The sequence below is a fragment of the Klebsiella sp. P1954 genome (assembly GCF_018199955.1).
In the GTDB taxonomy this organism is placed as follows: domain Bacteria; phylum Pseudomonadota; class Gammaproteobacteria; order Enterobacterales; family Enterobacteriaceae; genus Klebsiella; species Klebsiella pneumoniae.
In genome coordinates, this window is the sequence record NZ_CP073374.1 from 74057 (window position 1) to 96674 (window position 22618).

General features: G+C 56.9%; 22 protein-coding genes and 6 pseudogenes. 17 read left to right on the forward strand and 11 right to left on the reverse strand.

The features are described 5' to 3' along the window. Positions 1 to 104: 104 nt before the first annotated feature. Together KB890_RS26465 and KB890_RS26470 are read left to right on the forward strand one after the other, a co-directional pair. A protein-coding gene (locus KB890_RS26465) for an IS1 family transposase (RefSeq protein WP_223174630.1) occupies positions 105 to 802 on the forward strand; the annotation gives its coding sequence in 2 pieces (ribosomal slippage) (positions 105 to 354 and positions 354 to 802; 699 coding nt in all). 28 nt (positions 803 to 830) lie between these two features. After that, positions 831 to 1106 (forward strand): annotated as a pseudogene (locus KB890_RS26470) (transposase); the annotation flags it as partial. Positions 1107 to 1382: 276 nt separating this feature from the next. On the opposite strand, the gene KB890_RS26475 reads toward KB890_RS26470, so the two are convergent. Together KB890_RS26475 and merR are read right to left on the reverse strand one after the other, a co-directional pair. Further along, positions 1383 to 2387, reverse strand: a complete 1005-nt coding sequence (locus KB890_RS26475) for an IS110-like element IS5075 family transposase (RefSeq protein WP_000427619.1) — start codon at positions 2385 to 2387, stop codon at positions 1383 to 1385. Between the two features lie 78 nt (positions 2388 to 2465). Further along, entirely contained in the window at positions 2466 to 2900 is a 435-nt protein-coding gene (gene merR / locus KB890_RS26480; protein WP_000429836.1) for an Hg(II)-responsive transcriptional regulator, read from the reverse strand. A 71-nt stretch (positions 2901 to 2971) separates the two neighbouring features. On the opposite strand from merR, the gene KB890_RS26485 reads away from it, so the two are divergent. From KB890_RS26485 to KB890_RS26540, 12 genes and pseudogenes are all read left to right on the forward strand, one after another. After that, complete coding sequence (locus KB890_RS26485; RefSeq protein WP_001294663.1) at positions 2972 to 3322, forward strand: mercuric transport protein MerT; 351 nt, start codon at positions 2972 to 2974, stop codon at positions 3320 to 3322. 13 nt (positions 3323 to 3335) lie between these two features. After that, positions 3336 to 3611 (forward strand): mercury resistance system periplasmic binding protein MerP, encoded by a 276-nt coding sequence (gene merP, locus KB890_RS26490; protein WP_000732292.1) that lies wholly within the window; start codon positions 3336 to 3338, stop codon positions 3609 to 3611. 35 nt (positions 3612 to 3646) lie between these two features. Next, positions 3647 to 4069 carry an organomercurial transporter MerC gene (gene merC, locus KB890_RS26495; RefSeq protein WP_001340589.1) on the forward strand — a complete coding sequence of 141 codons (423 nt, stop codon included), beginning with the start codon at positions 3647 to 3649 and terminating at the stop codon, positions 4067 to 4069. Between the two features lie 51 nt (positions 4070 to 4120). Beyond that, positions 4121 to 5815, forward strand: coding sequence for a mercury(II) reductase (gene merA / locus KB890_RS26500; protein ID WP_000105636.1), 1695 nt, complete (start codon positions 4121 to 4123; stop codon positions 5813 to 5815). Between the two features lie 17 nt (positions 5816 to 5832). Further along, positions 5833 to 6195 carry a mercury resistance co-regulator MerD gene (merD, locus tag KB890_RS26505; protein ID WP_001277456.1) on the forward strand — a complete coding sequence of 121 codons (363 nt, stop codon included), beginning with the start codon at positions 5833 to 5835 and terminating at the stop codon, positions 6193 to 6195. Continuing rightward, positions 6192 to 6428: a broad-spectrum mercury transporter MerE gene (gene merE, locus KB890_RS26510; protein ID WP_000993386.1), complete on the forward strand. Its 237-nt coding sequence runs from the start codon at positions 6192 to 6194 to the stop codon at positions 6426 to 6428. The genes merD and merE overlap by 4 nt, the downstream gene beginning before the upstream one ends. Positions 6429 to 6463: 35 nt before the next feature. Further along, a complete protein-coding gene (locus KB890_RS26515) occupies positions 6464 to 7132 on the forward strand; it encodes an EAL domain-containing protein (RefSeq protein WP_001300294.1) in 669 nt (222 codons plus the stop codon). Between the two features lie 74 nt (positions 7133 to 7206). Further along, a pseudogene (locus tag KB890_RS26520) lies at positions 7207 to 8457 on the forward strand (transposase); the annotation flags it as partial. A 64-nt stretch (positions 8458 to 8521) separates the two neighbouring features. Next, positions 8522 to 9226 (forward strand): IS6-like element IS26 family transposase, encoded by a 705-nt coding sequence (locus KB890_RS26525; protein ID WP_004217321.1) that lies wholly within the window; start codon positions 8522 to 8524, stop codon positions 9224 to 9226. A 51-nt stretch (positions 9227 to 9277) separates the two neighbouring features. Beyond that, positions 9278 to 9739: pseudogene (locus KB890_RS26530) on the forward strand (recombinase family protein); the annotation flags it as partial. A 122-nt stretch (positions 9740 to 9861) separates the two neighbouring features. Further along, entirely contained in the window at positions 9862 to 10842 is a 981-nt protein-coding gene (locus KB890_RS26535) for an IS481-like element ISKpn27 family transposase (RefSeq protein WP_013213985.1), read from the forward strand. Positions 10843 to 11117: 275 nt separating this feature from the next. Beyond that, entirely contained in the window at positions 11118 to 11999 is an 882-nt protein-coding gene (locus KB890_RS26540) for a carbapenem-hydrolyzing class A beta-lactamase KPC-2 (RefSeq protein ID WP_004199234.1), read from the forward strand. A 249-nt stretch (positions 12000 to 12248) separates the two neighbouring features. Here KB890_RS26540 and KB890_RS26545 read toward each other — a convergent pair. The 5 genes and pseudogenes from KB890_RS26545 to KB890_RS26565 all read right to left on the reverse strand — a co-directional run. Further along, a pseudogene (locus tag KB890_RS26545) lies at positions 12249 to 13112 on the reverse strand (IS1182-like element ISKpn6 family transposase); the annotation flags it as partial. A 121-nt stretch (positions 13113 to 13233) separates the two neighbouring features. Next, positions 13234 to 13530, reverse strand: a complete 297-nt coding sequence (locus KB890_RS26550) for a transcriptional regulator (RefSeq protein ID WP_013213987.1) — start codon at positions 13528 to 13530, stop codon at positions 13234 to 13236. 45 nt (positions 13531 to 13575) lie between these two features. Further along, positions 13576 to 13731, reverse strand: a complete 156-nt coding sequence (locus KB890_RS26555) for a hypothetical protein (RefSeq protein WP_013213988.1) — start codon at positions 13729 to 13731, stop codon at positions 13576 to 13578. 127 nt (positions 13732 to 13858) lie between these two features. Next, positions 13859 to 14284: an antirestriction protein gene (locus KB890_RS26560; RefSeq protein WP_013213989.1), complete on the reverse strand. Its 426-nt coding sequence runs from the start codon at positions 14282 to 14284 to the stop codon at positions 13859 to 13861. A gap of 110 nt (positions 14285 to 14394) precedes the next feature. Further along, the gene (locus KB890_RS26565) at positions 14395 to 14673 is read right to left on the reverse strand and encodes a hypothetical protein (RefSeq protein ID WP_013213990.1); all 279 of its coding nucleotides are present in this window, start codon (positions 14671 to 14673) and stop codon (positions 14395 to 14397) included. An 834-nt stretch (positions 14674 to 15507) separates the two neighbouring features. Here KB890_RS26565 and KB890_RS26570 point away from each other — a divergent pair. The 3 genes and pseudogenes from KB890_RS26570 to KB890_RS26580 form a co-directional block, all read left to right on the forward strand. Next, positions 15508 to 16068 carry a recombinase family protein gene (locus KB890_RS26570; protein WP_001161490.1) on the forward strand — a complete coding sequence of 187 codons (561 nt, stop codon included), beginning with the start codon at positions 15508 to 15510 and terminating at the stop codon, positions 16066 to 16068. 3 nt (positions 16069 to 16071) lie between these two features. Further along, positions 16072 to 19038, forward strand: a complete 2967-nt coding sequence (locus tag KB890_RS26575) for a Tn3-like element TnAs1 family transposase (protein WP_001138014.1) — start codon at positions 16072 to 16074, stop codon at positions 19036 to 19038. 33 nt (positions 19039 to 19071) lie between these two features. Then, positions 19072 to 19374, forward strand: a pseudogene (locus KB890_RS26580) (IS6-like element IS26 family transposase); the annotation flags it as partial. Between the two features lie 201 nt (positions 19375 to 19575). Here KB890_RS26580 and KB890_RS26585 read toward each other — a convergent pair. From KB890_RS26585 to KB890_RS26600, 4 genes and pseudogenes are all read right to left on the reverse strand, one after another. After that, entirely contained in the window at positions 19576 to 20049 is a 474-nt protein-coding gene (locus KB890_RS26585; protein WP_013213991.1) for a GNAT family N-acetyltransferase, read from the reverse strand. 419 nt (positions 20050 to 20468) lie between these two features. Further along, positions 20469 to 20981, reverse strand: a pseudogene (locus tag KB890_RS26590) (transposase); the annotation flags it as partial. 3 nt (positions 20982 to 20984) lie between these two features. Then, complete coding sequence (locus tag KB890_RS26595; protein ID WP_013213994.1) at positions 20985 to 21317, reverse strand: hypothetical protein; 333 nt, start codon at positions 21315 to 21317, stop codon at positions 20985 to 20987. Positions 21318 to 21702: 385 nt separating this feature from the next. Then, positions 21703 to 22614 carry a hypothetical protein gene (locus tag KB890_RS26600; protein ID WP_013213995.1) on the reverse strand — a complete coding sequence of 304 codons (912 nt, stop codon included), beginning with the start codon at positions 22612 to 22614 and terminating at the stop codon, positions 21703 to 21705. Between the last annotated feature and the right edge of the window lie 4 nt (positions 22615 to 22618).

The following is a 22618-nucleotide window of genomic DNA, read 5'->3' on the forward strand; positions in this document are numbered from 1 at the left end:
TTATTCGCAAAATGCTAATAATGTGGCATACACGCCAGTATGAAAACATGGTGATGCTACCAACTTGCTGATTTAGTGTATAATGGTGTTTTTGAGGTGCTCCCGTGGCTTCAGTCTCCGTCTGCTGTCCCTCCTGTTCCGCTACTGAAGGCGTGATGCGTAATGGCAAAAGTACTGCCGGGCATCAACGTTATCTCTGCTCTCACTGCCGTAAAACATGGCAGCTCACCTTCACTTATGCCGCTTCTCAGCCCGGTACACACCAGAAAATCATTGATATGGCTATGAACGGCGTCGGTTGCCGTGCCACCGCACGACTAATGGGCGTGGGCCTCAACACCATTTTGCGCCATTTAAAAAACTCAGGCCGCAGTCAGTAACCTCCCGGATACAGCCGGGCAGTGATGTCATTGTCTGTGCGGAGATGGACGAGCAATGGGGCTACGTCGGTGCAAAATCACGTCAGCGCTGGCTGTTTTACGCGTATGACAGGATACGCAGGGCGGTGGTAGCCCACGTTTTCGGTGAACGCACTATGGCCACACTGGAGCGTCTTCTGAGCCTGCTGTCAGTTTTTGACGTGGTGGTATGGATGACGGACGGCTGGCCGATGTATGAGTCACGTCTGAAGGGAAAACTGCACGTCATCAGTAAGCGTTACACGCAGCGAATTGAGCGACACAACCTGAATCTGAGACAGCATCTGGCAAGGCTGGGCAGGAAGTCCCTGTCGTTCTCAAAATCGGTGGAGCTGCATGACAAAGTCATCGGGCACTATCTGAACATAAAACACTATCAGTAAATTGGAGTCATTACCAACTTTTGCTGAGTTGAAGGATCAGATCACGTATCTTCCCGACAACGCAGACCGTTCCGTGGCAAAGCAAAAGTTCAAAATCACCAACTGGCCCACCTACAATAAAGCCCTCATCAACCGTGGCTCCATAACTTTCTGGCTGGATGATGAAGCTATTCAGGCCTGGTATGAGTCAGCAACACCTTCTTCACGAGGCAGACCTCAGCGCTATTCTGACCTTGCCATCACGACTGTGCTGGTCATTAAACGCGTATTCAGGCTGACCCTGCGCGCTGCGCAGGGCTTTATGGGGGCACCTCAGAAAACGGAATCTATGGTCACTCCCGTTTTTGCAACACCGATTTTGACGACAAGTTGGCTTGCTTGAATCTATCCGGCGTCTGAATGGGATTTTATTCCCGCGCCTCGATGAGTTCCGCGCCTGATGAACCTCCAGAAAATATACGGCTTCAATGAGCCTTTCCGTTTTACAGGTTCCTCAACAGGCCGGTGGGCCGTTAGTATCATCAATATCAGTATTCGCAAAACCAGATGAATGATTGTTTAAACTGGTGTATTTCTGCCTTTATGCTTCGTAAGTTTGCTGTCGCGCCGTCAGTGCCCAGGCTATTCTGGCCAGCTTGTTTGCCAGAGCACAGGTGACGACAAAGTTGCTTTTCCGACACAACAACTCCCTGACCCAGTCGGCCAACTTGCCAGACTGGTGTTCCAGTTTTTGTATGAATACCCTGGCACACTGAACCAACAAAGTTCGGATCTTTTTGTTGCCCCGCTTGCTAATCCCTAACAATGTCGTCCGACCTCCCGTGCTGTACTGTCGGGGTACCAGCCCTGTTGCCGCCGCAAAGTCACGGCTGCTGGCGTACTGCTTCCCGTCGCCAATCTCAGTTGAAATAGTACTGGCAGTCAGCGTTCCAACGCAGGGAATACTCAGCAAGCGCTGTCCAACCTCATCTTCGTCCAACTTTCGTTTCAACTGAGATTCCAGATCTTTAATCTGCTCAACAAGATAGTGATAATGCTGTTGTAATTTCAGCAGTAACTGGCTGAGATAAAGAGGCAAACTACTGTCCTCAAGAAGGGTACTCAGTCGACTAATAACGGCAGCACCTCGCGGAACGCTGATACCAAATTCCAGCAGAAAAGCATGCATCTGATTAGTTGTTTTCACCTTATCCTGAACCAGGGATTCACGGACACGATGCAGAGCTCGCATTGCCTGCTGAGATTCGGTTCTGGGCTGCACGAAACGCATAGATGGACGTGATGCTGCTTCACAGATAGCTTCAGCATCAACGAAGTCATTTTTGTTGCTTTTAACGAATGGGCGGACAAATTGCGGTGATATCAGCTTTGGAAAATGCCCTAACTCTTCCAGCTTGCGTGCCATAAAGTGAGAACCGCCACAGGCTTCCATCGCGATGGTTGTTGCCGGGCATGTCGCCAGAAATTCGATTAGCTTTGGTCGGGTGAATTTTTTACGGTAAACGGCCTTCCCACGATGATCCTGACAATGAATATGGAAAGAGTTCTTACCCAGATCGATACCAATAAGCGCAATGTTTTCCATGATGGTTCTCCGAATGAAAGCCTGTCCTCAGCATAGTACTGGGAAGGAGGGAGTGACCATCTCATTAAATAAAGCACGCTAAGGCATAGCTGACCTTGCCAGGCCTGCTTCGCCCTGTAGTGACGCGATCAACGGGCAGGAAACATTCCCCTTTCGTGCATGGCAGGCGCACACGAGTTCAGACAGCACGGTTTCCATGCGCGCCAAGTCGGCCATCTTCTCGCGCACGTCCTTGAGCTTGTGTTCGGCCAGGCTGCTGGCCTCCTCGCAGTGGGTGCCATCGTCGAGCCGCAACAGCTCGGCAATCTCGTCCAGACTGAACCCCAGCCGCTGTGCCGATTTCACGAATTTCACCCGAACCACGTCCGCCTCCCCATAGCGGCGGATGCTGCCGTAAGGCTTGTCCGGTTCCCGCAACAGGCCCTTGCGCTGATAGAAGCGGATTGTCTCCACGTTGACCCCGGCCGCCTTGGCAAAAACGCCAATGGTCAGGTTTTCCAAATTATTTTCCATATCGCTTGACTCCGTACATGAGTACGGAAGTAAGGTTACGCTATCCAATCCAAATTCAAAAGGGCCAACGTATGTCTGAACCACAAAACGGGCGCGGTGCGCTCTTCGCCGGCGGGCTGGCCGCCATTCTTGCATCGACCTGCTGCCTGGGGCCGCTAGTACTGGTCGCCCTGGGCTTCTCCGGTGCTTGGATCGGCAACCTGACGGTGCTGGAACCCTATCGACCGTTGTTCATCGGCGCGGCGCTAGTGGCGCTGTTCTTCGCCTGGAAGCGGATTTACCGGCCCGTGCAGGCATGCAAGCCAGGTGAGGTCTGCGCGATTCCGCAGGTGCGCGCCACCTACAAGCTGATTTTCTGGATCGTGGCCGTGCTGGTCCTGGTCGCGCTTGGATTTCCCTATGTCGTTCCATTTTTCTATTAACCAGGAGTTCATCATGAAGAAACTGTTTGCCTCCCTTGCCCTCGCCGCCGCTGTTGCCCCGGTGTGGGCCGCTACCCAGACCGTCACGCTAGCGGTTCCCGGCATGACTTGCGCCGCCTGCCCGATCACAGTCAAGAAAGCGCTCTCCAAGGTCGAAGGCGTGAGCAAGGTCGATGTGGGCTTCGAGAAGCGCGAGGCCGTCGTCACTTTTGACGACACCAAGGCCAGCGTACAGAAGCTGACCAAGGCCACCGCAGACGCCGGCTATCCGTCCAGCGTCAAGCAGTGAGCCAGCAAGCCAACGACAACAGCGAGAGCCGCTTCATGGGACTGATGACACGCATTGCCGATAAAACCGGCGCGCTCGGCAGCGTCGTTTCCGCGATGGGCTGCGCCGCCTGCTTTCCAGCCCTCGCCAGCTTCGGCGCGGCCATCGGGCTGGGCTTCTTGAGCCAGTACGAGGGACTGTTCATCAGCCGCCTGCTGCCGCTGTTTGCCGCGCTGGCCTTCCTGGCGAACGCGCTGGGTTGGTTCAGTCATCGGCAATGGCTGCGCAGTCTGCTCGGCATGATCGGCCCGGCCATCGTGTTTGCGGCCACGGTCTGGCTGCTCGGCAACTGGTGGACGGCGAACCTGATGTACGTCGGCCTGGCCTTGATGATTGGGGTGTCGATCTGGGACTTCGTGTCGCCGGCGCATCGCCGTTGCGGACCGGACGGCTGCGAACTCCCCGCCAAGCGCTTGTGAAAGACGGCTGACCGTGCGACACGGCGGCCCACACGAATAAGGAACGATGGTATGAGCACTCTCAAAATCACCGGCATGACTTGCGACTCGTGCGCAGTGCATGTCAAGGACGCCCTGGAGAAAGTGCCCGGCGTGCAATCAGCGGATGTCTCCTACGCCAAGGGCAGCGCCAAGCTCGCCATTGAGGTCGGCACGTCACCCGACGCGCTGACGGCCGCTGTAGCTGGACTCGGTTATCGGGCCACGCTGGCCGATGCCCCCTCAGTTTCGACGCCGGGCGGATTGCTCGACAAGATGCGCGATCTGCTGGGCAGAAACGACAAGACGGGTAGCAGCGGCGCATTGCATATCGCCGTCATCGGCAGCGGCGGGGCCGCGATGGCAGCGGCGCTGAAGGCCGTCGAGCAAGGCGCACGTGTCACGCTGATCGAGCGCGGCACCATCGGCGGCACCTGCGTCAATGTCGGTTGTGTGCCGTCCAAGATCATGATCCGCGCCGCCCATATCGCCCATCTGCGCCGGGAAAGCCCGTTCGATGGCGGCATCGCCGCTACCACGCCGACCATCCAGCGCACGGCGCTGCTGGCCCAGCAGCAGGCCCGCGTCGATGAACTGCGCCACGCCAAGTACGAAGGCATCTTGGAGGGCAATCCGGCGATCACTGTGCTGCACGGCTCCGCCCGCTTTAAGGACAATCGCAACCTGATCGTGCAACTCAACGACGGCGGCGAGCGCGTGGTGGCATTCGACCGCTGCCTGATCGCCACCGGCGCGAGCCCGGCCGTGCCGCCGATTCCCGGCCTGAAAGACACTCCGTACTGGACTTCCACTGAAGCGCTGGTCAGCGAGACGATTCCTAAGCGCCTGGCCGTGATTGGCTCATCAGTGGTGGCGCTGGAGCTGGCGCAGGCGTTCGCCCGACTCGGAGCGAAGGTGACGATCCTGGCTCGCAGCACGCTGTTCTTCCGCGAAGACCCAGCTATAGGCGAAGCCGTCACGGCCGCATTCCGCATGGAGGGCATCGAGGTGAGGGAACACACCCAGGCCAGCCAGGTCGCGTATATCAATGGTGAAGGGGACGGCGAATTCGTGCTCACCACGGCGCACGGCGAACTGCGCGCCGACAAGCTGCTGGTCGCCACCGGCCGCGCGCCCAACACACGCAAGCTGGCACTGGATGCGACGGGCGTCACGCTCACCCCGCAAGGCGCTATCGTCATCGACCCCGGCATGCGTACAAGCGTGGAACACATCTACGCCGCAGGCGACTGCACCGACCAGCCGCAGTTCGTCTATGTGGCGGCAGCGGCCGGCACTCGCGCCGCGATCAACATGACCGGCGGTGACGCGGCCCTGAACCTGACCGCGATGCCGGCCGTGGTGTTCACCGACCCGCAAGTGGCGACCGTAGGCTACAGCGAGGCGGAAGCGCACCATGACGGCATCAAAACTGATAGTCGCACGCTAACGCTGGACAACGTGCCGCGCGCGCTCGCCAACTTCGACACGCGCGGCTTCATCAAACTGGTGGTTGAAGAAGGCAGCGGACGACTGATCGGCGTGCAGGCAGTGGCCCCGGAAGCGGGCGAACTGATCCAGACGGCCGCACTGGCGATTCGCAACCGGATGACGGTGCAGGAACTGGCCGACCAGTTGTTCCCCTACCTGACGATGGTCGAAGGGTTGAAGCTCGCGGCGCAGACCTTCAACAAGGATGTGAAGCAGCTTTCCTGCTGCGCCGGGTGAGGACAAGGAGGTGTGCGATGAGCGCCTACACGGTATCGCAACTGGCCCATAACGCTGGGGTGAGCGTACATATCGTGCGCGACTACCTGGTGCGCGGCTTGTTACGGCCGGTGGCCTGCACCACGGGCGGCTACGGCGTGTTCGACGATGCGGCCTTGCAACGGCTGTGCTTCGTGCGCGCGGCCTTCGAGGCGGGTATCGGCCTGGATGCCCTGGCGCGGCTGTGCCGTGCGCTCGACGCAGCGGACGGCGCACAAGCCGCAGCGCAGCTTGCCGTGCTGCGCCAGTTGGTCGAGCGGCGGCGCGCGGCGTTGGCCCATCTGGACGCGCAACTGGCCTCCATGCCAGCCGAGCGGGCGCACGAGGAGGCATTGCCGTGAACGCCCCTGACAAACTGCCGCCCGAGACGCGCCAACCCGTTTCCGGCTACCTGTGGGGTGCGCTGGCCGTGTTGACCTGCCCCTGCCATCTGCCGATTCTCGCCGCCGTGCTGGCCGGGACGACCGCCGGTGCCTTCCTTGGCGAGCATTGGGGTGTTGCCGCGCTCGCGCTGACCGGCTTGTTCGTTCTGGCCGTAACGCGGCTGCTGCGCGCCTTCCGGGGCGGATCATGACGAGTTCGCAGCCCGCCGGATGGACGGCGGCCGAGTTGGCGCAGGCGGCGGCGCGCGGACAGCTTGACCTGCATTACCAGCCGCTGGTCGATCTGCGCGATCACCGGATCGCTGGCGCGGAAGCGTTGATGCGCTGGCGGCATCCGAGGCTTGGCCTGTTGCCGCCCGGCCAGTTCCTGCCGCTGGCCGAGTCGTTCGGCCTGATGCCGGAAATAGGCGCGTGGGTGCTGGGCGAGGCCTGTCGCCAGATGCACAAGTGGCAAGGACCGGCATGGCAACCGTTCCGTCTTGCCATCAATGTGTCCGCCAGCCAGGTTGGGCCAACGTTCGACGACGAGGTAAAGCGGGTGCTGGCCGATATGGCCCTGCCCGCCGAGCTTCTGGAGATCGAACTGACCGAATCGGTCGCATTCGGCAATCCAGCCCTGTTCGCCAGTTTCGACGCCTTGCGCGCCATCGGCGTGCGCTTCGCCGCCGACGACTTCGGCACCGGCTATTCCTGCCTGCAACATCTGAAATGCTGCCCCATCACCACATTGAAAATCGACCAATCCTTTGTCGCCAGGCTCCCGGATGATGCCCGTGACCAAACTATCGTGCGGGCGGTGATCCAGCTCGCGCACGGGCTGGGCATGGATGTCATTTTCAGAAGACGACTGCACCAGTTGATTGGGCGTAATGGCTGTTGTGCAGCCAGCTCCTGACAGTTCAATATCAGAAGTGATCTGCACCAATCTCGACTATGCTCAATACTCGTGTGCACCAAAGCGAGGTGAGCATGGCGACGGACACCCCACGGATTCCAGAACAAGGCGTGGCCACTCTGCCTGATGAGGCTTGGGAGCGTGCGCGCCGTCGTGCGGAGATCATCAGTCCGTTGGCGCAGTCGGAGACGGTCGGGCACGAAGCGGCCGATATGGCGGCTCAGGCGCTGGGCTTGTCTCGGCGCCAGGTATACGTTCTGATCCGGCGTGCCCGGCAAGGCAGCGGCCTCGTGACGGATCTGGTGCCCGGCCAGTCCGGTGGAGGTAAAGGTAAGGGGCGCTTGCCGGAACCGGTCGAGCGCGTCATCCACGAGCTACTGCAAAAGCGGTTCCTGACCAAGCAGAAGCGCAGCCTAGCGGCCTTTCACCGCGAAGTCACTCAGGTGTGCAAGGCTCAAAAACTGCGAGTGCCGGCGCGCAATACCGTGGCCTTACGGATCGCTAGCCTTGACCCGCGCAAGGTCATCCGCCGGCGGGAAGGCCAGGATGCCGCTCGTGACCTACAAGGTGTGGGCGGCGAGCCTCCTGCCGTGACCGCGCCGCTGGAGCAGGTGCAGATAGACCATACGGTCATCGACCTGATCGTGGTCGATGACCGCGACCGGCAACCTATTGGCCGCCCGTACCTGACCCTCGCCATCGACGTGTTCACCCGCTGCGTGCTCGGCATGGTCGTCACGCTGGAAGCGCCGTCTGCCGTTTCGGTTGGCCTGTGCCTCGTGCATGTCGCCTGCGACAAGCGCCCTTGGCTGGAAGGACTGAACGTGGAAATGGATTGGCAGATGAGCGGCAAGCCCTTGCTGCTCTACCTAGACAACGCGGCCGAGTTCAAGAGCGAGGCCCTGCGCCGGGGTTGCGAGCAGCATGGCATCCGGCTGGACTATCGCCCGCTGGGACAGCCGCACTATGGCGGCATCGTGGAACGGATCATCGGCACGGCGATGCAGATGATTCACGACGAACTGCCGGGAACGACCTTCTCCAACCCTGACCAGCGCGGCGACTACGATTCCGAAAACAAGGCCGCCCTGACGCTGCGCGAGCTAGAGCGCTGGCTCACATTGGCGGTCGGCACCTACCACGGTTCGGTGCACAACGGCCTGCTCCAACCGCCGGCCGCGCGCTGGGCCGAGGCCGTGGCGCGTGTCGGCGTACCGGCCGTCGTCACACGCGCTACTTCGTTCCTGGTCGATTTTCTGCCGATCCTCCGGCGCACGCTGACCCGCACCGGCTTTGTCATCGACCACATCCACTACTACGCCGATGGGCACTGTTGCAAATAGTCGGTGGTGATAAACTTATCATCCCCTTTTGCTGATGGAGCTGCACATGAACCCATTCAAAGGCCGGCATTTTCAGCGTGACATCATTCGGTGGGCCGTACGCTGGTACTGCAAATACGGCATCAGTTACCGTGAGCTGCAGGAGATGCTGGCTGAACGCGGAGTGAATGTCGATCACTCCACGATTTACCGCTGGGTTCAGCGTTATGCGCCTGAAATGGAAAAACGGCTGCGCTGGTACTGGCGTAACCCTTCCGATCTTTGCCCGTGGCACATGGATGAAACCTACGTGAAGGTCAATGGCCGCTGGGCGTATCTGTACCGGGCCGTCGACAGCCGGGGCCGCACTGTCGATTTTTATCTCTCCTCCCGTCGTAACAGCAAAGCTGCATACCGGTTTCTGGGTAAAATCCTCAACAACGTGAAGAAGTGGCAGATCCCGCGATTCATCAACACGGATAAAGCGCCCGCCTATGGTCGCGCGCTTGCTCTGCTCAAACGCGAAGGCCGGTGCCCGTCTGACGTTGAACACCGACAGATTAAGTACCGGAACAACGTGATTGAATGCGATCATGGCAAACTGAAACGGATAATCGGCGCCACGCTGGGATTTAAATCCATGAAGACGGCTTACGCCACCATCAAAGGTATTGAGGTGATGCGTGCACTACGCAAAGGCCAGGCCTCAGCATTTTATTATGGTGATCCCCTGGGCGAAATGCGCCTGGTAAGCAGAGTTTTTGAAATGTAAGGCCTTTGAATAAGACAAAAGGCTGCCTCATCGCTAACTTTGCAACAGTGCCTCTTTACCGACAAGGCATCCGGCAGTTCAACAGATCGGGAAGGGCTGGATTTGCTGAGGATGAAGGTGGAGGAAGGTGATGTCATTCTGGTGAAGAAGCTCGACCGTCTTGGCCGCGACACCGCCGACATGATCCAACTGATAAAAGAGTTTGATGCTCAGGGTGTCGCGGTTCGGTTTATTGACGACGGGATCAGTACCGACGGTGATATGGGGCAAATGGTGGTCACCATCCTGTCGGCTGTGGCACAAGCTGAACGCCGGAGGATCCTAGAGCGCACGAATGAGGGCCGACAGGAAGCAAAGCTGAAAGGAATCAAATTTGGCCGCAGGCGTACCGTGGACAGGAACGTCGTGCTGACGCTTCATCAGAAGGGCACTGGTGCAACGGAAATTGCTCATCAGCTCAGTATTGCCCGCTCCACGGTTTATAAAATTCTTGAAGACGAAAGGGCCTCGTGATACGCCTATTTTTATAGGTGTCTGGACTCGTGGGATCATGTACCCATGCGTAGCTGGCCGCTCTTCAAGGCCAGACACGTTTTGCGTACACTGTTCCAATCCGACTCTTCACTGGCAACTCGATGACCCAGGCACTGCACAGCCAAGCCCGTACTACCCACCTGATCCGTGAGGAAATCAGGAACTCGACGCTCCCGCAGGCCGAACTGGCCAGGATGTACAACGTCACCCGCCAAACCATCCGAAAGTGGCAAAACCGCGAGTCTCCTGAAGACAAGTCGCATGCGCCGAACAAGATGTACACGACGCTCACGCCCGAGCAGGAGCTCATCGTGGTGGAGCTGCGCAAGACGTTGCTGCTGCCCACGGACGACCTGCTGGCGGTCACGCGCGAGTTCATCAATCCAGCCGTCTCGCGTGCCGGCCTGGGACGTTGCCTGCGCCGCCACGGTGTCTCGGATCTACGTAACCTGGTCGAGCAGGAAGGCACTGCGCCCGCCACGAAAAAGACCTTCAAGGACTACGAGCCGGGCTTTGTGCACATCGACATCAAGTACCTGCCGCAGATGCCCGACGAGACGGCAAGGCGCTATCTCTTCGTTGCCATCGACCGTGCTACGCGCTGGGTCTTCATCGAGCTCTATGCCGACCAGACCGATGGCAGCAGTGGCGACTTCCTCAACAAAGTCCAGCAAGCCTGTCCCGTCAAGATCGTCAAGCTTCTGACCGACAACGGCAGCCAGTTCACCGACCGCTTCACGGCTGGCGGCAAGAAGAAGGAACCCAGCGGCACACACGTGTTCGACCGCCTGTGCAAGCAGCTCGGCATCGAGCACCGGCTCATCCCGCCTCGTCATCCGCAGACCAACGGCATGGTGGAGCGCTTCAACGGTCGTATCAGCGACATCGTCAACCAGACCCGTTTTGGTTCAGCTGCCGAACTGGAATCGACGCTGCGCAATTACGTCAAGATCTACAACCACAGCATTCCGCAACGCGCGCTCCAACACAAAACACCCGTTCAGGCGCTCAAGGAATGGCATGAAAAACGCCCTGAATTGTTCAGGAAACGCGTGTATAACCAGCCGGGTCTTGACATATAGGTTAATGTCATGATAATAATGGTTTCTTAGACGTCAGGTGGCACTTTTCGGGGAAATGTGCGCGGAACCCCTATTTGTTTATTTTTCTAAATACATTCAAATATGTATCCGCTCATGAGACAATAACCCTGATAAATGCTTCAATAATATTGAAAAATGACTTCTTAACGTGAGTTTTCGTTCCACTGAGCGTCAGACCCCTAATCCCAGCTGTAGCGGCCTGATTACATCCGGCCGCTACACCTAGCTCCACCTTCAAACAAGGAATATCGTTGATGTCACTGTATCGCCGTCTAGTTCTGCTGTCTTGTCTCTCATGGCCGCTGGCTGGCTTTTCTGCCACCGCGCTGACCAACCTCGTCGCGGAACCATTCGCTAAACTCGAACAGGACTTTGGCGGCTCCATCGGTGTGTACGCGATGGATACCGGCTCAGGCGCAACTGTAAGTTACCGCGCTGAGGAGCGCTTCCCACTGTGCAGCTCATTCAAGGGCTTTCTTGCTGCCGCTGTGCTGGCTCGCAGCCAGCAGCAGGCCGGCTTGCTGGACACACCCATCCGTTACGGCAAAAATGCGCTGGTTCCGTGGTCACCCATCTCGGAAAAATATCTGACAACAGGCATGACGGTGGCGGAGCTGTCCGCGGCCGCCGTGCAATACAGTGATAACGCCGCCGCCAATTTGTTGCTGAAGGAGTTGGGCGGCCCGGCCGGGCTGACGGCCTTCATGCGCTCTATCGGCGATACCACGTTCCGTCTGGACCGCTGGGAGCTGGAGCTGAACTCCGCCATCCCAGGCGATGCGCGCGATACCTCATCGCCGCGCGCCGTGACGGAAAGCTTACAAAAACTGACACTGGGCTCTGCACTGGCTGCGCCGCAGCGGCAGCAGTTTGTTGATTGGCTAAAGGGAAACACGACCGGCAACCACCGCATCCGCGCGGCGGTGCCGGCAGACTGGGCAGTCGGAGACAAAACCGGAACCTGCGGAGTGTATGGCACGGCAAATGACTATGCCGTCGTCTGGCCCACTGGGCGCGCACCTATTGTGTTGGCCGTCTACACCCGGGCGCCTAACAAGGATGACAAGCACAGCGAGGCCGTCATCGCCGCTGCGGCTAGACTCGCGCTCGAGGGATTGGGCGTCAACGGGCAGTAAGGCTCTGAAAATCATCTATTGGCCCACCACCGCCGCCCTTGCGGGCGGCATGGATTACCAACCACTGTCACATTTAGGCTAGGAGTCTGCGCGGCAGAGCCGTGTGACCGGTTTTCTGTAGAGCACTGACGATGGCGGCGGCGCTCTCTGCAATTGGCAAGGCGTCGGCGCCAAGGATACCAATCTTGCGGCGCGCGGCGTGTTATGACGACTGGGGTGCATTTGAGCCGCCCCATTTAACCTTCGCCCTCACAGATACGCCATTCGCCTCAGATTTAGCGCCATGCAGACGAGCTTCCACTCGGCTTGCACCTTGTCCAGGCCCCTCATGCTGAACTGACGCAATCCCATCACCGCCTTGATCCAACCATTCGGAGCCTCCACGATCGACTTGCGCCGGCGGTAAGCTGCATCGCCTTGCTCCGTTTTCAATTTCGCCGCAATCGCCGCCGTATGCGGATGGGTCTTGGCATTGACCTTGGCATCTTCACGTCCCTCGCGGCCGAGGGCAACGATGACATCGCCGTGGTGATCGGCGACCTTTGCCAGAACAGCCTCACTACGGAATCCCGCATCCGCCAGCGTCTGGGCCGGCATTTCTCCGGTGTTGGCCTGAACTGCTGCCAGCATGCCCAGCAGCGCCTGACTGTCCGCGGCGCAGTTGGTCAACTCCGCCGCCACGATGATCTGGTGCTCGGCATCGACCGCTGTGTACCCGTTGTAGCTCTGCTCGGAGCCACCACCGGCGTGTTTCATGATCCGGCTGTCCGGATCGGTGAAGCTTTCCTGATCACGGTCATCCGGCACACCAAACTCGCGTTTGTACGAGCCACCGCCCTTGTCCGAGCCATCCGGATGGCGAGGCCGGCGGCCATCGTCTTCGCTGCGCCCCCGGGCCTGGTCCGCTTCACGCTGGCGCGCTTCCAGGCGCGCCTTTGCCGCCTGGATCGCCTCCAGGCGCTTCTCGCGGCGAGAAATCTCGGCAGGAATGTCCAGCTCCGGCTCGTTACGCTCCTGGTCGTCGGTAGCCTTGGCGCGATCAAGCAGCGCCTTGATCTCGCAATGCAATTCGTCCTCGGCCGGCTTCATGCGCTTATAGCTCATCGCCTTGTGGTCGCCATGTTTGGCGGCTTCGTATTCAGGTTCTTTAGAGAGATCCTTTAGATCGCCGTTCCTCACTACTGCCGGGAAGTCTCCCCAGGGAGCACGTTCGGCCTTATGTTCGGTCATGGTTTCAATCCCGGTCAGCGTCCCATATAGCCCCGAAACCTGCCAGGTGGGCCAAGATAGACCAGGCACCATAAGCAATAGGGCTAGGGTTGGTTTTGCTCACCCAACGCCTGAAGGTTCGGGTTCCCTTTCCGCTGCCTCTCTCACCAGGCAAACCAACGAGATCAGCGACATCAACGCCACTGAGAGGCTTACTAAGCCCTTTTCGTTGCCTAATCAGCTCCAACACCTCTTTGATTTCATCGGCGGTTGGAGCCTGCCAATCTTCAGCGAACGGCCTAAGCGTTTCAGGTCTAATCATGCGATAAATCCTCAAATAGCCCCGGTCAATGCCGGGGCTTTTTTATCAATGGGTAACGGTCGCGGCGGCCTCCCGATACGCCTTCAGTTCAATCAAGAGCAAGCCAAGCTCCCGCATCTTCATGCGCGGCATATGAACGGGGCGGCGGGCCGTCAGAGCGTCGCCAATGTGTTTTGCAAGTGATACAATATCCGTATTCATCGCGTTTATCCTCAAATTGACCGGTGAAAGCCCCTGTGATTGGTTGCAGCCATACCAGGGGCACCATTTCTTTTTCTACCTATGCACCTCCTTTAAGAGCCCCGGCCATCACCGGGGCTTTCTGTTGCTAGTCTATTGCGGCCAAGATGGCCTCTTTTTCGTCATGCTCACAAGCCCAATCCCGCAAGCTGTGATACAGCCTTGAAAACCGCTCCTGGTCAGCGCCTTCTGTGTGAAATGACAGATGGCTATAGAGGTAGAGGCAAGCGGTAATCCCGGCAGCATCGGCGCTCATTTGGCCACTAAAGTAGTTCATGGCCTCGATGTTCAGCATTTCATCACGACGCCCAGGAGCCATATAAAAGCCGCCGTTCGACAGCTCCCACATAAGCCAATAAGCCCCGCGATACTCGCGGCAGAGCCCTTTCATTTGCTGGTAAAGCATCGACTCGAAAACCACATAGAAACGGCCTACATAGCGGGGCATTGCAGCCATACGGCGAGGGGTGGCGACCAGGGAGCAGATCAGGGGATTAAGTTCTGTTTGCATCATCGGAGTTCTCCGGTATTGACCGTGGCGGGTGCCCGGCCTTCTGAGATATATAATAGGCCATTTTGGCCTATTGTGTCAAGCGGGTACAATAAAAAATAGGCCAAATCGGCCTACTTTTTTTCTCTCCAACTGAGCCACATTTTATTCAGCTCCAGGCTGCGGGCTGGCCAATCTGGCAGATTCACCGCATGGGCGCGGTAGTTGATCCGAGTATTCAGAGTGCAACGGGGAAAGGGGTTGGCCACCTTGCAGTAACGATAAAACAGACCGACGAGGCGAGCACCGTAACGATCACGCTCCCAGGTCAAAACGTTGTGCATATGCTCGCGGCGTTCGCGTATCCATTCTCGATAGAGTTGGTGAAAGGTGCGGTTAGCTGTGTGGATCATCGGAGTTCTCCGGTATTGACCGTGGCGGGTGCCCGGTCTTCTTAATTAAGATTATAGGCCAAAATGGCCTACTATGGCAAGAAAAAGCGCGCTCTACGTTAAAAAAATCACGTAGTCGCGGGGGATTGCCGCCAAGATTTCGCATAGCGTCGCCTGATTTCGTACGTACGAAATGGGCCACCTGGTCGAGCTGCTGCCGATGCCTGGTGAGTTGGCCACCTGGTTGATTTCCTTCTGGCGTCCAGATCTGAACTTGGCCACCTGGTCGAGCTGCTGCCGGTGCCTGGTAAGTTGGCCACCTGGTTGATTTCCTTCTGGCGTCCAGATCTGAACTTGGCCACCCGGTCGAGCTGCTGCCGGTGCCTGGTAAGTTGGCCACCTGGTCGAACTGCTGCCGGATCTAAAGGTGGAATATTAAGCAGGTAGTGATAGACTGAGATCCAGGGGAACCGCAGAATTCGGAAAAAATCGTACGCTAAGCTAAGGAAGGTCTGAAAAAGCCCCCGCTCGAGAAATGCATCCCAGCAACCATGCGGGTTACAGAGCGGTGATTTCGCGAAACATGGGCTTTTTCAGAGCTTCCTTAGCGTTACGATAAAGCTAGCATGGAAACGATAGGTGCAAGCAAGTTAAGGGTTGCATCGCGCATGTCAATCTAGGCTATACCCTAACTTGATGTCAGGCAGGGCCGCGCCGCTTCGTCAGAATAGAGTCTGCTTTCCCATTTTTTGACACATGCCCGCGAAGGTTATAGATTTCAGCCTGACAGAAATGGGCTTTGAGGCACAACGGAACAGAAAGTGCACTTAAGCCGCCTTCAACCAAGGAGACATCGTGCAGGGGCACCGCATCGGCTACGTCCGGGTCAGCAGCTTTGACCAGAACCCGGAACGCCAGCTGGAACAAACCCAGGTGAGCAAGGTGTTCACCGACAAGGCATCGGGCAAGGACACCCAGCGCCCCCAGCTCGAAGCGCTGCTGAGCTTCGTCCGCGAAGGCGATACAGTGGTGGTGCACAGCATGGATCGGCTGGCCCGCAACCTCGATGACCTGCGTCGCTTGGTACAGAAGCTGACTCAGCGCGGCGTGCGCATCGAGTTCCTGAAGGAGGGCCTGGTGTTCACTGGCGAGGACTCGCCGATGGCCAACCTGATGCTGTCGGTGATGGGGGCCTTCGCTGAGTTCGAGCGCGCCCTGATCCGCGAGCGGCAGCGTGAGGGCATCGCCTTGGCCAAGCAGCGTGGCGCGTACCGGGGCCGCAAGAAAGCCCTGTCCGATGAGCAGGCTGCTACCCTGCGGCAGCGAGCGACGGCCGGCGAGCCCAAGGCGCAGCTTGCCCGCGAGTTCAACATCAGCCGGGAAACCCTCTACCAGTACCTCCGCACGGACGACTGACACATGCCGCGTCGCTTGATCCTCTCGGCCACGGAGCGGGACACCCTGCTTGCGCTGCCGGAAAGCCAGGATGACCTGATCCGCTACTACACCTTCAACGACTCCGACCTGTCGCTGATCCGCCAGCGACGCGGCGACGCCAACCGCCTCGGCTTCGCCGTGCAGCTCTGCCTGCTGCGCTACCCCGGTTACGCGCTGGGAACCGACAGCGAGCTGCCCGAGCCGGTCATCCTGTGGGTGGCGAAGCAAGTCCAGGCCGAGCCGGCGAGCTGGGCAAAGTACGGCGAGCGCGACGTGACCCGTCGCGAGCATGCCCAGGAACTGCGCACCTACCTGCAACTGGCCCCGTTCGGCCTGTCCGACTTCCGCGCCCTGGTGCGCGAGCTAACCGAGCTGGCCCAGCAGACCGACAAAGGCTTGCTGCTGGCCGGTCAGGCCCTGGAGAGCCTACGGCAGAAACGACGCATCCTGCCGGCGCTGAGCGTGATTGACCGGGCCTGCTCGGAAGCCATTGCGCGAGCCAATCGGCGGGTCTACCGCGCCCTGGTCGAACCACTCACGGACTCGCATCGGGCCAAGCTGGACGAGCTGTTGAAGCTCAAGGCCGGCAGCAGCATCACCTGGTTGACCTGGCTGCGCCAGGCACCGCTGAAACCCAACTCTCGGCACATGCTGGAACACATCGAGCGGCTGAAGACATTTCAGTTGGTGGACTTGCCCGAAGGCCTGGGCCGGCACATCCACCAGAACCGCCTGCTCAAGCTGGCCCGCGAGGGTGGGCAGATGACGCCCAAAGACCTCGGTAAGTTCGAGCCGCAGCGCCGCTACGCGACCCTGGCCGCCGTGGTGCTGGAGAGCACCGCGACCGTGATCGATGAGCTGGTCGATCTGCATGACCGCATCCTGGTCAAGCTGTTCAGCGGCGCGAAGCACAAGCATCAGCAGCAGTTCCAGAAGCAGGGCAAGGCGATCAACGACAAGGTGCGCCTGTACTCCAGGATCGGCCAGGCGCTGCTGGAAGCGAAGGAAAGCGGCAGCGACCCCTATGCCGCCATCGAGGCGGTGATTCCCTGGGACGAGTTCACCGAGAGCGTCAGCGAGGCCGAGCTGCTGGCCCGGCCGGAAGGCTTCGACCACCTGCACCTGGTCGGCGAGAACTTCGCCACCCTGCGCCGTTACACGCCGGCCTTGCTGGAGGTGCTGGAACTGCGCGCCGCGCCGGCCGCGCAAGGCGTGCTGGCAGCCGTGCAGACCCTGCGTGAGATGAACGCCGACAACCTGCGCAAGGTGCCGGCCGATGCACCCACGGCCTTCATCAAGCCGCGCTGGAAGCCGCTGGTGATCACCCCGGAAGGCCTCGACCGGAAATTCTACGAAATCTGCGCCCTGTCCGAGCTGAAGAACGCCCTGCGCTCCGGCGACATCTGGGTCAAGGGCTCGCGGCAGTTCCGCGACTTCGACGACTACCTGCTGCCGGCCGAGAAGTTCGCCGCACTCAAGCGCGAGCAGGCCCTGCCCCTGGCGATCAACCCGAACAGCGACCAGTACCTGGAAGAGCGTTTGCAGCTGCTGGACGAGCAGTTGGCCACCGTCACCCGCCTGGCCAAGGACAACGAGCTGCCCGATGCCATCCTCACCGAGTCAGGGCTGAAAATCACCCCGCTGGATGCGGCGGTGCCGGATCGGGCGCAGGCGCTGATCGACCAAACCAGCCAGTTACTGCCGCGCATCAAGATCACCGAACTGCTGATGGACGTGGACGACTGGACGGGCTTCAGCCGCCACTTCACCCACTTGAAGGACGGGGCCGAGGCCAAAGACAGGACGTTGCTGCTGTCCGCAATCCTCGGTGATGCGATCAACCTCGGGCTGACCAAGATGGCCGAGTCGAGCCCCGGCCTGACCTACGCCAAGCTGTCCTGGCTGCAAGCCTGGCACATCCGCGACGAAACCTATTCGGCGGCCTTGGCCGAGCTGGTCAACCACCAGTATCGCCACGCCTTTGCCGCCCACTGGGGCGACGGCACGACCTCATCCTCCGATGGCCAGCGCTTCCGCGCGGGTGGCCGGGGCGAGAGCACCGGGCACGTCAACCCGAAGTACGGTAGCGAGCCGGGACGGCTGTTCTATACCCATATCTCCGACCAGTACGCGCCGTTCAGCACCCGCGTGGTGAATGTCGGCGTCCGCGATTCCACCTATGTGCTCGACGGCCTGCTGTACCACGAGTCCGACCTGCGGATCGAGGAGCACTACACCGACACGGCCGGCTTCACCGATCACGTCTTTGCCCTGATGCACCTGCTAGGCTTCCGCTTCGCGCCGCGCATCCGCGACCTCGGCGAAACCAAGCTGTACGTGCCGCAGGGCGTGCAAGCCTACCCGACGTTGCGCCCGCTGATCGGCGGCACCCTGAACATCAAGCACGTGCGTGCCCACTGGGACGACATCCTGCGCCTGGCCAGCTCGATCAAGCAGGGCACCGTCACCGCCTCGCTGATGCTGCGCAAGCTCGGCAGCTACCCGCGCCAGAACGGACTGGCCGTGGCCCTGCGCGAGCTGGGCCGGATCGAGCGCACGCTGTTCATCCTGGACTGGCTGCAAAGTGTTGAACTGCGCCGCCGCGTGCATGCCGGCCTGAACAAAGGTGAGGCGCGCAACTCGCTGGCCAGGGCGGTGTTCTTCAACCGCCTTGGGGAAATCAGGGATCGGAGCTTCGAGCAGCAGCGCTACCGGGCCAGCGGCCTCAACCTGGTGACGGCGGCTATCGTGCTGTGGAACACGGTGTACCTGGAACGCGCCACCCAGGGGTTGGTCGAGGCCGGCAAGCCGGTGGACGGCGAGCTGCTGCAATTCCTGTCGCCGCTGGGCTGGGAGCACATCAACCTAACCGGCGATTACGTCTGGCGGCAGAGCCGCAGACTGGAAGACGGGAAGTTTCGGCCCTTACGGATGCCCGGAAAACCTTAGCGTACGATTTTTTCCGAATTCTGCGGGCTCCCCATCAACACGGATAAAGCGCCCGCCTATGGTCGCGCGCTTGCTCTGCTCAAACGCGAAGGCCGGTGCCCGTCTGACGTTGAACACCGACAGATTAAGTACCGGAACAACGTGATTGAATGCGATCATGGCAAACTGAAACGGATAATCGGCGCCACGCTGGGATTTAAATCCATGAAGACGGCTTACGCCACCATCAAAGGTATTGAGGTGATGCGTGCACTACGCAAAGGCCAGGCCTCAGCATTTTATTATGGTGATCCCCTGGGCGAAATGCGCCTGGTAAGCAGAGTTTTTGAAATGTAAGGCCTTTGAATAAGACAAAAGGCTGCCTCATCGCTAACTTTGCAACAGTGCCCATGTAGCCTATCAGCATGTCGTACCTGTCACATATACGTTCGTTTGTGCGTGAAGGTGGAGGGATGAAAAGTTGGCAGTTATCGCAGCTACCCGGTCACTACCCCATGACATAGGTACTCACTCTTTCCATTGACCCTCTCCCATTAACTAAAGCGTGAAACGATTGAGGTATGAGTAGATGGTAGTCCCGTCTTCTTTTTCTATTATTTCTTCTCCGCCTATAAACCTCTGCCCCAATGAAATTGAAGGAGTATTACCATTATCAACAGTGGCGCCAATAAAAATAGCCTCAACTCCAGCCCCCTTGAGACCATTCTTAAACTCGTTGAATGCCTTTTCTACTGTATCTCTACCAACCCCTTTACCTCTAAAGTCCGCTCTAACAAACCATCCTACATCAGTTGTTCCCTCATCAAGAGAGACAATAAACACACATATTGCGATTATTTCGTCGCGATCATTCAAAGTAGCATAAGTGAATCGGCTCCTGTTTTTTTCAGGAATATCCATATGGACTAGTAAATCTTCATATAGGGAGGAGCGCTTAAGACTGATAACGGAATTATTATAAGCATCACATAACGCATTGTATCCTGATTCAATTATCTCGATATTATTCATCTAATTATCATCCAGTTATTAATATTTAAACTAATAAACAACTCTTGTGCTAAACCCGGAATTAATGACAGCAACGGCGATGAATTGACCTAGCCAGTCGCAATGGAATTGTCCATGCCGATAGTGAGTACCGTCTGGCTATCTTTCACAATTCGGATGAACTCATTTTTCCCGAGCACCCTGATTAACCTGCTGATACCTTTTCCACCACGTGAAACCTTTATCTGCGCCTTAATTTTTTCCGGGGCTATATAGCTATTCAACCCTTCCACAGAGCACAATGCATAAAATCGCAGATTCGCAGAATGACTCAGAAAATTGGTTTTCCGGTCAGGGCTCATCCATCCGATCATGTCCAAGATATCATCATTGTTACCAACGGTGCAAAACTGGGTCTTCCGCAACTTAGGTGGAGTTGTTTAAGCCAGAGGGCTCATGACTCGTCGTCGAAGTAACTCGAAGCCAGCTCGACCGTACATCTGTCGTTTCAGCATCTTCAGGCGGTTTACATGGCCTTCCACAACGCCATTACTCCATCTGCTGCTTATCGCTTCGTGTATTGCTGTTGCATCCGCTTCCATACTGGCCGCAACACGCTGAAGGTCAATGAGCCCACTTTGACTTACGTCAGTGAACGATTGATTTAACTGCGATTTATTCTTCGTTTTCAGCATTCGATAGAAGTCGAGCGACAGCTGTTGCGCCATTTTCAGTTGCGGTTCTTTCTGGCACATCGATTCGATGAAGCGGGATGCATAGTTTTCTTCTCCTCTGATCATTCGCCAGGGCATTAACCAGCGGCTTACCCTGGATGCTGAGGGGAGTCGAACTGGGGCGATAACGGGACTGTTAACCTGCTTACGCCACTTAGCCACAACATCCCTGACCGTCGTTTCGCTCCCGGTGAAGCCAACATTTACCATCTCCCTCCAAGCCTATATTTGCAACAGTGCCAGTATTCTCCTCCCAGATGATACTAGCTGAATGATTTCCATCGAATTACTGTAATGTAGTACCACCCGCAGAAACGCCCAAGGTATTGGCCGGATGTTATGCGGTCGAGAAACGCATGACTCCACAAGATACGCACAGGGTTGTTGTTTATCCATCTCTCGGGCTAGTGTATCCATCAGGGCGGATTTGTTTTTATCACCATTTTGTCTATAAGTCAGAAAAGGAATAATGTTGGGAAAAACAGTTATCAAGGGAATCGGTAACAGCAGCATTATCTTAATGAATAAATCCCACACAAAAAATACCTTACTCATTCGACTTCGTGTTATACATACCAGTATTTATAACAGTTTTAATCATCTAAATAGTCTTTTCAAGTATAGAACGTTATATTGAACATCAAACAGTTATTAAGGCTGGGATTGACTAAAGCGTTTTCTTTTCAAATACAATATGACGGTGTGGCTTTACAACAATACAACTGATGCATGAGCCATCTCTTTGAGTGGATCAATAGCCCGGCTCTGCATCAGTTGGAACAAGCCGAATGGAGGTTGCCAATTTTCACGACTTATTCAATCACCGTAATTACTCTCCACAATAAAACTAGGCCTGTAGCCGAAGATTTTGATGATGAGCTTGAACTGTCACAGAGCCGGTGGTACCGAACACTTCAAACGTATGAACGTAGGCGGGACGTTAGCTTATTGATAGTTCGTAGGAGTAAATCTCACCAATTCCAATTGTACGGTTGATGGATTTTATAGGATAGTCATATATTGCTCCCAATTGTTTTTCAACGCTATTATTTGGATGATTGTTAATTAAGAAAACGCAGATACCGATAGCCGTAGGCTTTGTACCTAAGGATGTCAGCACCAGTCTTGGGTTTTCTGCATATATATCTAATAAGGTCTGATATACGGCGTAAGGGTTTGCACCAGGACAGGTTCTTAGATCTGTCTCCATGCTGTCGAAATGTAATAAATGCTTTCTGAGTGATTTGTTCTCCCAGCCTGGGATATAAGCTGGGACTGATATACAAGCCAGTAATTTATTGAAGCTTGCCCCATCATCATTACTTAAAATCTGGCCTAGACGAGAGTTTTCAAATCCTAAGAATGAAACCAGGCTGGTTTTTTGTAAGCCAGATGTGATTGTATTCAGTGAAAATACGGGAAGAGAAGAAAATGGCTGTCGGCCATCGCTTAATTGATACTCCTCATCCCCGCCCTCAGTCGAAGGCGACTTACTGTATTCTTTCGGTTCAATGTAGAGAACAGTAAATGATTCTATACCTTCAATCATATTAATGGAGTAAAAAAGATACAATATTTCAGGGAAATCAAGAGAAGTAGAGTCTATTATTACTTTTTTAGGCGACATAGAGATTAATGCATCCTTCAATGCTAACAATTTGTATTTATTACCATTGAGTTTTAATGCATATTCATCTTTTACATATTTAACCTGAAATGCATTGCTTGCGTTTACTTTTTTTATCGCCAGGCCAGTTCTCTCATCTAACTCTTCACCATAGAAAAAAATGTCATGATGGCGATTAGTAAAATCTAAGTTGTTGTGAGTTCTGATACGTTTGAATTTTATCATAACA